Annotated in this window: 11 protein-coding genes and 1 pseudogene; 10 read left to right on the top strand and 2 right to left on the bottom strand. The window is 25.6% G+C overall.

The genetic code is table 11. The annotated features are described in order from the left end of the window. Positions 1–123: 123 nt before the first annotated feature. A pseudogene (locus ACTNAO_RS12290) lies at positions 124–383 on the bottom strand (transposase); the annotation flags it as partial. A 1,569-nt stretch (positions 384–1,952) separates the two neighbouring features. Between ACTNAO_RS12290 and ACTNAO_RS12285 the strand changes: the two are divergent. Further along, positions 1,953–2,159, top strand: coding sequence for a hypothetical protein (locus ACTNAO_RS12285; RefSeq protein WP_441029397.1), 207 nt, complete (start codon positions 1,953–1,955; stop codon positions 2,157–2,159). 371 nt (positions 2,160–2,530) lie between these two features. On the opposite strand, the gene ACTNAO_RS12280 is transcribed toward ACTNAO_RS12285, so the two are convergent. Continuing rightward, entirely contained in the window at positions 2,531–2,824 is a 294-nt protein-coding gene (locus tag ACTNAO_RS12280) for a hypothetical protein (RefSeq protein ID WP_441029402.1), read from the bottom strand. Between the two features lie 154 nt (positions 2,825–2,978). Here ACTNAO_RS12280 and ACTNAO_RS12275 point away from each other — a divergent pair, with 154 nt between their 5' ends. The 9 genes from ACTNAO_RS12275 to ACTNAO_RS12235 all read left to right on the top strand — a co-directional run bounded on the left by ACTNAO_RS12275 (position 2,979) and on the right by ACTNAO_RS12235 (position 9,713). After that, positions 2,979–3,827, top strand: a complete 849-nt coding sequence (locus tag ACTNAO_RS12275; protein ID WP_441029405.1) for a hypothetical protein — start codon at positions 2,979–2,981, stop codon at positions 3,825–3,827. Then, positions 3,802–4,131 (top strand): hypothetical protein, encoded by a 330-nt coding sequence (locus ACTNAO_RS12270; protein ID WP_441029408.1) that lies wholly within the window; start codon positions 3,802–3,804, stop codon positions 4,129–4,131. The genes ACTNAO_RS12275 and ACTNAO_RS12270 overlap by 26 nt, the downstream gene beginning before the upstream one ends. Before the next feature lie 129 nt (positions 4,132–4,260). Next, entirely contained in the window at positions 4,261–4,428 is a 168-nt protein-coding gene (locus tag ACTNAO_RS12265; protein ID WP_441029411.1) for a hypothetical protein, read from the top strand. Positions 4,429–4,619: 191 nt separating this feature from the next. Next, the gene (locus ACTNAO_RS12260; protein WP_441029414.1) at positions 4,620–5,549 is read left to right on the top strand and encodes a hypothetical protein; all 930 of its coding nucleotides are present in this window, start codon (positions 4,620–4,622) and stop codon (positions 5,547–5,549) included. 155 nt (positions 5,550–5,704) lie between these two features. Next, on the top strand, positions 5,705–5,887 hold the full coding sequence (locus ACTNAO_RS12255; RefSeq protein WP_441029417.1) for a hypothetical protein: 183 nt from the start codon (positions 5,705–5,707) through the stop codon (positions 5,885–5,887). Between the two features lie 77 nt (positions 5,888–5,964). Then, positions 5,965–6,999 (top strand): hypothetical protein, encoded by a 1,035-nt coding sequence (locus tag ACTNAO_RS12250; protein WP_441029420.1) that lies wholly within the window; start codon positions 5,965–5,967, stop codon positions 6,997–6,999. A gap of 238 nt (positions 7,000–7,237) precedes the next feature. Continuing rightward, a complete protein-coding gene (locus tag ACTNAO_RS12245) occupies positions 7,238–7,480 on the top strand; it encodes a type II toxin-antitoxin system Phd/YefM family antitoxin (protein ID WP_441029423.1) in 243 nt (80 codons plus the stop codon). An 86-nt stretch (positions 7,481–7,566) separates the two neighbouring features. Continuing rightward, positions 7,567–7,854 (top strand): type II toxin-antitoxin system death-on-curing family toxin, encoded by a 288-nt coding sequence (locus ACTNAO_RS12240; RefSeq protein WP_441029426.1) that lies wholly within the window; start codon positions 7,567–7,569, stop codon positions 7,852–7,854. 299 nt (positions 7,855–8,153) lie between these two features. Beyond that, on the top strand, positions 8,154–9,713 hold the full coding sequence (locus ACTNAO_RS12235) for an AAA family ATPase (RefSeq protein ID WP_441029429.1): 1,560 nt from the start codon (positions 8,154–8,156) through the stop codon (positions 9,711–9,713). The last annotated feature ends 159 nt before the right edge of the window (positions 9,714–9,872 follow it).

Here is a 9,872-nt window from a genome sequence, read left to right as displayed (position 1 = left end):
TCTTCAAAATAAATATTAAATTGTAACTCAGACAGTAAGCATTTTTACTATCTGAGTTTATTTTATCATCAGATATTTATAGTTAAAATACGTGAAATTTTTGACGCTTACATTACTTTGGAGTCATATATTAATAGAAGAGTGCAACCTTCTTCTGTTATACCAACCTTCAATATAGCAATATTGGCTTCTTCGAAGGTTTGGTATGTATTTCTATAAATTTCTTCTTTCTTTATAGATGAATGGAAAGATTCTATACAAGCATTATAATATGGACAACCTTTTTTACTAAATGATTGTGTAATCTTAAATTTATTGCAAAGTTCTTTTAAATCATTACTTGTATATTGATATTCAAAATCTGTATTAAATATCAATTGTTTATTCTTATCAGGGGCTTGTATCATTTTCCCAGAATGCTATATTAATTTATTGATATTAGGCTTCTTTTTAATATATCAAGTGCATCTCTTGTATCTCGTAATTCTCTTTTTAATCTAGCATTTTCTTTAGCTTCATCACTAGAATAGTTTCCAGAACCTCTGGTTGGTACTACACCATCATTATCTCTAGCGGCTTTCTCCCAATCATTTAGAGTAGATGTACTTACTCATTTCCATTCCTCCAATAATTCTAATTATATTATATCTCTTTTTGAGAAATTTCCACTTTCAACTTGTACTATTTTTATTCTAGCATCAACTATATTATACAAGGGGATATTTAATTAAAAAAGTATTTGAAATTTGTTCACTTATATGAACAAAAATGTTCAACTATTGTTCATATAGTATTTGGTACTACTAAGTAAGTTTATACATATACTATTTATAGAAATATTTAGTACATGCCTTCATAGTTAAAAATGCTTTGGAATTTATTTAATTAAAAGAACAAGTTTATTCAATTATTATTCAATTAAATGAACAAATTTATGTTATTCAAAAAATTAAAGCTTGTTTTAAAATATATAAGTTTTTTTATTAGAAATTAATTTTAGATTTTTATAATATAATTTTCTAAGATTATCTTTAATTTTTAAAAAATAAAATTATATATTTAAGAAATTTGATTTAAAATTATATAATACCTGCCTATAATTGTGATAATCTAGAAGAATATTATTTTAGCAGGAACAGAGTATATCTAGGGCTATATAAAATGACAGCAGGAAAAGTATTTGATGTTGATGTAAACGAAGTATTAAACATTATGTAAAAAAGTAGCATTGTGGATATGACTAGCCTATATGGTAGGAGTGATTTTGAAAAATTATAATAAAAAATGGATAATAAAAAATGGATAATAAAAATCAAGTACTTTATATAAAGGATTAAATAGCAAAAAATGTCCTTTTTGTAATTGTGAAATCAAGCCATTACAGTTATTTCAGAAGAAATAATAAATAGCAAAAAATGTCCATTGAGTAATAAATGTCATAGGATACATTTTGCTATTTATTATTGATGGATAATTTTCAGAATTGAAAGGTAAAAAATCTCATTAAATTATATTATGCCAGTTGAGTATAAATTTGCAAATATGGCCAAATAAAAATTGTATTAATAAGTATTGACAATCTAGGGGATATTTAATTAAAAAAGTATTCGAAATTTGTTCACTTATATGAACAAAAATGTTCAACTATTGTTCATATAATATTGGGCACTATAAGTAAGTTCGTACATATACTATTTATAGAAATATTTAGTATTAAAAGTAGTTAATTAAACTGCTTTTAATACATGCCTTCATATTTAAAAATGTTTTGGAATTTATTTAATCAAAAGAGCATGTTTATTCAATTGTTGTTCAATCATTGTTCAATTATGGATTGGTTATAATTAGACACAAATTATTCGGTCATGATATAATATTAAAAATTATGACAAGGATAAATATTAAAAAATTTAAGCATATACAAAAATAAAAAGAGAGAGACGTGATTATGAATGGCTAATTTAGATTATCATGATTATATTGGTGAACATGTATGGATCAAGCAAAAAAACGGCAAAGAAATTGAAGGTGATATAATAGGATATGAAGTAGGAACTGTAGAAGATAGAGATTATGATTTAATTGATGTTTCACCTGAAGAAGGTTATTCTATAGGAATACCTATACCAGATATAATAAAGTTCAAGGTACTAGAATAATAATACTTACTTAGACTAGAAAAGGCCTGCGCTATTAAGCGTAAGCCTTTCTCTTCTTAAACTGAGATAAGAACATGTGATTTACCAATTACAATTGATGAATCAATCTGAGCTAATCTTTCAGAGATTCTTCTCATGCTTTGAAGTTCATGTCCAAAAGGTAGCTCTTTTTCTGCCCAGAAATCAAAAACAATGCCATTTTCAATGTCTTTAGACAAATAGATATTGTCGATTTCTTTAGGATTATTTTTTACTTTATGGTTATTGAATCCAATTTTTAAACTTTCAAAGTATGACTAAAAATCCTTTGCTTTAACATCATTTCTTGCTAGTACAGTTGTAATTACATAATGAAAATTCTTATGCATAAATTATTCTTCCTTTAAGATATCTAAGATTCTTGTTATCTTGTTCATGGATGTTTCATCAGTATTCTTTAAAAGTTCAGAGAATGTACTGATAGCAGTTAATCTGTCATTAATAGTTAATTCATTATTATCATTGTAAGTTTGTGTTGGAATTACTGTATAGATAAGTAATTTTTTTGCAACAATAAGTGGTGAAAAGGTTTCTTTGTAATTTCTCATAAGATAAGCACTTACACCTCTTAAGTGATAACCTATCTTAAATGTTGAAGCGATATCATCAGGTATAGTAACATGCATAATTACTTGTTAACCTCCTGCCTGAATATCTTTGACTTGAACAGTAAAAATAATTTTAATTAAAATTTATTGTGAATTAACAAATGCCATATTTTGAAAAACATATAAAAATATTGTATTATAATTATGAAATATTGTTTTGGTAGGGTAACATATGAGAAATAAAATGAGAAAATACATATGCATAATAGGAATATTTATATTAAATTTACAGTTATATAATATTACTTATGCAAGTGTAAATGATGAAAGTGGAATTGGAGTTGAAATTACATCTTCAGAAGATAATCAATCTATTGAAATCAATTTAAAAAATACATCTGAACATAATTATAAAAATGTATCTGTTAATGTTGAATTGCCGGAAGAATTAAAAATTAGTGACAATATTTCTCTTGATGTAGAAGAATTAACTTCAAATAAAGAGATAAATAAAAATATTACATTAGAAAATGATACCACTAAAGGAAATAACAAACTGATATTTATAGTAGTTTTAGGCATAGTTGTTCTATTAGCTTTTGTAGTAACATTCTTAATATTTAAGAATAGAAATAAAACTATAGCCTCATTGTTAGCTACAGCTATACTGGGAAGTTTACTTGTACCATATAGTGTAAATGCAGAAACTATAAATAAATCTTTTAAAATTTCAGATAGCTTTGTAATGAATAACACAACATATGATTATACTAATTTATCTAATATTAATGATAATAACAAGTTTTTTAAAGTTACCAAACTAATTGATGGTATTCCAGCTGACGATAAGAGTAAAATGGTGTTTATGGAGTTGCTATTATTTAATAACATTTTTTATAAGAAATCAAATGCAACACTATCTTCTGACAAGAAATATTGTTTAGTTAATACAGATGATGTAGAATCTTATTTGCAGCAATTTATAGGTTCTGGAATTGATGATTTTAATAATATTGATTGTTATCCGTTAGTTGATAAAAAAATTGGATTTCCAAGTGGCAATAGAGGAACCAATTACTAATACAAATAATGAATTTCCAGAAAAAGAAGCAGTAAAATATATAATTAGGTATTTTGTAAAAAAATATAATAAAAATATACATTACCTAACAATACAAACTAGTCAATACAATGGATCATATACATTAATTGATGAAAGTAATCCTTTAGAAAGGTTACCTATGAATATTCATTATTATGAAAATATGAATAGATATTCTTTTAGTATAAAAAGTCAAGTAAATGATTCAATTTCTGGATGGACTCATCCAGAAACAATAGAAATGGGATATGTGGATAATAAAGGATTTTTTTCAACTAAATAATTAATAAAAGTACTTTTAAGCATTTGCAAAAACTATTATATTTTAGGCTTATGGATGATTTGAATAATCCTTCAGAAAATATTTATCAATCAGTGTTGTGATATAGTGAAGTTGTAGCAGGGGAACCTAATGGAATATAATTTTATTAGAAAAAAGGTAATGGATATGTCACAACAATATTTTAAAGAAGAAGTTAAACATAAAATAGTTAAATTACATTTAAGAGGAAGCACTTTAAAGAGCTTAGTAGAAGAATATGAAGTTTCTAAAGCAAGTATATCTAATTGGGTAAAATAATACCATAGCGAATGCCAAACAAATAAGAAATTACAAGAATAAAATGATTATCTAATAGAAAAAGACTAAAAAAGGAACTTGAGGAAATAAGATTAGTAGGCAAAAATAGTAACAAAAACTAATGGAATTTTATAAAATAAAAAAACAGTATATAATACAACAATAAAATATGTTTTTGTGAGGATAAAAATATGAATATATCACTAGATTATATAAAAAAAGAATGGAAAAATATACTTCAAATATTAAAAAAAAATAGAGAGATGATAATATATGCTTCGTTATCAAGTTCAAAACCTGTAGCATATAAAAATAATACTCTTACTTTAGAATTTGAAGAAGGATATATATCAAGCAAGATAAGGTTAGAACAACCAGATGAATATGAAAAAGTTAGTAAAGCAATTAGTTGTTATTTAAAAGAAAATATTCAATTAAAGTTTCAAATTGCAGGAAAAAATGAGTATAACTCTGTATTAAAAGATTCATTTGGTAAAAATTTATCAGATTACATTATGATACATAAAAATAATAAAAGTGTAGAAAGAATTACTGGGTGTTCTAATGTTTTTTTACAGGATTACGATGAAATAGATAAAACTTTTAATAATAATTTTTTTAGTGAAAATGATGAAAATAAATGGAAACAAGCAGTACAGTTTCTAATAGATACACTTAATATATGCTTAGGTGCAATTAATATTCAGTGCAATAATAATAAAATTTCAATAAAGGTTAATAAATGCTATTTAAATAATAAAAACAGGTTAGTTAATGCAAAAACTAATAAATTACTTAATAATATAATGACTGAATTTTTTGATAGAGATATGAATGTTGAAATAAAGATAATTAACAATTGTTCATTGAATTCTATTAAAGGCAATTGGAATAATATTATTAAATTTTTTAAAGAAAAAAGACAATTGATAATATATCATGCATTAAGTTGCAGTATTCCGATTCATTATGAAGATGGTATTCTTACTTTAGAATTTGAAGAAGAGTATTTAGAAGATGTAAAAAAAGTAAAAAGACAACCCTATTATGAAAAACTAAATAACTATATTTCTGAATATTTAGAAGAAGAAATAACAGTTAAATTTGTATTAATTTGCTGATTTATTATATTCCAAATAGAAGTATGTTTTGCTTTTTATTTGGAATATTTTTTTATTTACAAAAAAATAACATAAACTTGCCAATATAATTTTAAAAAAAAGACGATTATTAATTATACAATATAATCAAATTTATAAATAAGTTGGTGATTATTATGAGTGCTTATGATCCATTTGATAGTGTTTTAGACAATCCTTACTTAAAATATTTAAAAAATAATAAAAATTCTGAAGAATACTATAGTCAAGAATATGATAGGAAAAAATATGATGAACATTATACAAAAATATATGAAAAGTGTAAAGAAATAATTGCACGATTAGTGGTTCAACAGTAATTGCAATAACAGCTGATAACCTAAAAACTAGGTTATCAAGTGAGTATCTTTCACAATAGAAAATTGGAGGTATATATGTGCAAATACATTATTTTCAAAGATATCATTCAAAGGAGAATGTAGACACATCAAATACTATGCTGATGTTGTCTCGATTATATAATTATAATACAGATAAGTTTTTTGCAATGCTAAATGCATTAATCCTTGGACAAGATGAGACACCTGAAATAACATTTGACCTTCAGGTAGTTGGGGATGAAAGTGTTCCAGATGCGATAATAAGTCAAAAAAGTTTTAAGATAGTTGTAGAGACTAAATTACATAATCAATTTCATCAGGATCAACTTGAAAAGCATCTTACTCAATTTGGGACAGAAGAGATAAAGGTACTTTTGACTTTAGATCCAAAGCCAATGAAAAAATCCTTGATAGACAGTTTTGGGGCTGCCTTGAAAAAGTATAATGCAGATAGGATTACTGAAATAAAAACACCTATAAAGCATGTAAATATTACATTTGAACAATTAGTAGTTGCAATGGAAGATATTGTAGATGAACGTGATTCAGAGATAATGGCAGTGCTTGATGATTATAAGAAGTATTGCTTTGAAGAAAAATTGATACCAGATGATGAAAACTGGATGCGAGCAATTGTTGCAGGAACAACACTTGAAGATAATTTGAAATACGACCTTTATTATGATCAAGCTTCAAGAGGATATTCGGGACATGGATATATTGGATTGTATAAAGGAAAAAGTATAAGGGCAATTGGCAAATTAAAAAAGACAATTGTAGCTGAGTTAATAGATGGAGAAGTGTCATATATTAATGAAAGCGGAGAAGCTGCTACAAAAGAGGAAATAGAAAAGATTAAAGAGGCTATTGTTCATGCGGAATTAGAGTATGGATACAATTTGAAAACAGTTAAGCATAGATATTTTATAGTTGAGCATTTTTATCCAACAGATTTTAAAAAAGCAAGTAAAAATCCCATTCAAAAAAGTAAATATTTTAATCTAGCAGAAATGTTCAAAAGCAAGACTTTGCCTAAAACGGATGAAATTGCAGCAAAACTGTATGGGAAAACATGGGAAGAGTTCAATTAGTACAATAAAGGAACTTCCTGTATAATTCAAATATAAGAAATTCCAAGAAAGAAGGCTGAAAAAATTAATCGCAGTTCTGCCACAAATTTTCACAATGATGTGAAATATGTGATTGTCTTGGTATTTTATGTAGTTTTCACATCAAGAATTATTTCCAAGATTTGTGGAATAGCTATAAAAATAGGTTGTATTTATCCTATAATATGCGTATAATATAAGTGAAAGCGAGGTGCATATTATGATAGTAGATACAAATACAATGATTTCTATAACAGAAGCTAATCAAAATTTTTCAAAGGTTGCCAGAGTTGTTGACGAACATGGCTCAGCAGTTATCCTAAAAAACAATGTACCAAGATATCTTGTAATTGACTTTAGCAAAGCAGAACAGGAAAAAATAGCATCCACAGAGGATGTATTTGATATATCAGAGCGTCTTATTAAGCAGAATATGGAAGCTTATGAGGTGCTTGCCAAATGATAAAATTAAGCAAAGAGCAAGTCATTTTACTTCATGGAAGGCTGATTTAGGCTACTGGTGGTAGTAATGGCATTCGTTATGATGGTATGCTTGATTCAGCACTAGCTAATCCATTTCAGTCATTTGAAGATGAAGAGCTGTATCCAAGTGTACAGGCAAAAGCAGCACAACTTTGCTTTGGAATTGTAAAGAACCATCCTATGGTCGATGGAAATAAACGATTAGGTACTCATGTGATGCTGGTATTTTTAGCATTAAATGGTTATGAACTTTCATATACACAGAAAGAGCTGATTGATACAATCCTTGACTTAGCATCTGGTAAAATAGGTGCAGAGAATATATTACAATGGATTATAAGTCATCAAAAATAATACATGAGATTATTATGTGCAGTAGTGTTGACAATCCAAGATAGAATAGTATTTTATATAATTCTATAAAATTCAGTATATTAAAATAAAAAGCAAGTGTTATTTACATGACTAAATTTTAGCCAAAGTATTTAATGCTTGCTTTTTATTATAAAGATATTGAGGATTTTCAACATCAGGTAAAATGCCATGTTATAATTTATTAGACAATTTTATGTTCAAAATAAAACAATAAGTTAATTTTAATGTATAATACAAATATACAAGGATAAAATTAATAGGAAAGAAGGTGAGAAATAATGGCTATTTATTTAAATACAGCTGCAACACTTGAAAATTATAAGGAATTGATAAAGTCTAAGTATTTTATTGATAAATCTAAAATTATTGAAAAATTGAATAGTTGTATAAGTACTACAGATAAATATATTTGTATAACAAAACCAAGAAGATTTGGAAAGTCATCTATAATAAATATGCTAGGAGCATATTATACAAAAGGGCATAATTCAAAAGATATTTTCGATAAACTTAATATAAGTAAAAGTGATAGTTATTTAGAAAATCTCAATAAATATAATGTTATAAAGTTATCCTTTAATGAAATTCCGGACAATAAGAAAACTTATGATGACTACATTTCTAATATAATTAATAATTTAAAAAAAGATTTGTTAAATATATTTAATAATATTTTAGTTGAAAGTGAAGACATATATATAATGCTAAATAAGACAAATGAAAAATTTATCTTTATTATAGATGAATGGGATTATATATTTAGCCACGATTTATTTAAAGAAAATCAAAAAGACTTTTTAGAATTTTTAAGAAATCTTTTAAAAGATAAACCATATGTGGCCCTTTGTTATATGACAGGAGTACTGCCAATTAAAAAGTATTCAGAAGGCTCTGCTCTTAATATGTTTGATGAATTTACAATGCTTAGTGATGGAATTTATGATAATTATTTTGGTTTTACTGAAGATGAGGTAAAATATTTATGTAATAAACAGAACACTATTTCTTTTGAGGAAATAAGTGAATGGTATAATGGATACTTAAGTGAAGATGGAGAAAAAATATATAATCCTAGATCAGTTGTTAAGGCTCTTCAAAATGGCAAATGCAAAAGCTATTGGACTAATACAGGCAGAATGGATGAAGTCTTATTTTACCTAAAGTATAATATAGCAGAAGTACGTGATGATGTAATAGAAATGGTATCTGGGAATGTAGTAGATATTATAATTGATGAAGAATTTAGGGCAGGTCAAGATGCACCAGAAACAAGGGAAGAAATATATTCAGCAATGATAGTATACGGATTTTTATCATATTATGATGGAACCATAAGAATTCCTAATAAAGAACTTATGAAGGAATTTGAAAAAGCCTTAAGGGATAAGAGCTTTGGTGAAGTTATGGGTATGGTTAAAAATTCTGAAAAAATGTTGAAAGCTACTTTAAATAAAGATACTGAAACTATGGAAAAAATAATTGATAATATTCATAATAGTGAAATACCAATACTTCAGTATAATGATGAAAATAGTCTTTCTTGTGCAATTACTTTGGCATATTTATATGCAAGAAATAAATATAGAATTGAACGTGAAGAAAAAACTGGAAAAGGTTATGCAGATTTTATGTTTCATCCAAGAAGAAAAAATGACACAGCATTTGTTCTAGCATTAAAGAAAGATAGTTCTCCAGAAGTGGCAATAAAACAAATAATAGAAAAAGAATATTATCAGAAATTTATAAAAGAAAATGTAAAGAATAAAATACTTGCAGTTGCCATTTGCTATGATTCAAAAACAAAAGAACATAAATGTAAAGTTGAAGAAATAAATTAAAATACATTAAAAATAAAGTGTGTAAGTAAGGTTAGTGTATTAAATTAAATTAGCCTTATTTTTTGAAATCCTCTTCAATTATACAAAAGAATCTCATCTATTTTAAATTTTAGTAAATAATCATAAATCTTATAAAAATCATTTAAAACTATGATATAA

Source organism: Clostridium sp. HCP1S3_C6, from assembly GCF_052066735.1.
Lineage (GTDB): Bacteria > Bacillota > Clostridia > Clostridiales > Clostridiaceae > Clostridium.
This window is presented reverse-complemented; position numbering and strand designations above follow the sequence as displayed.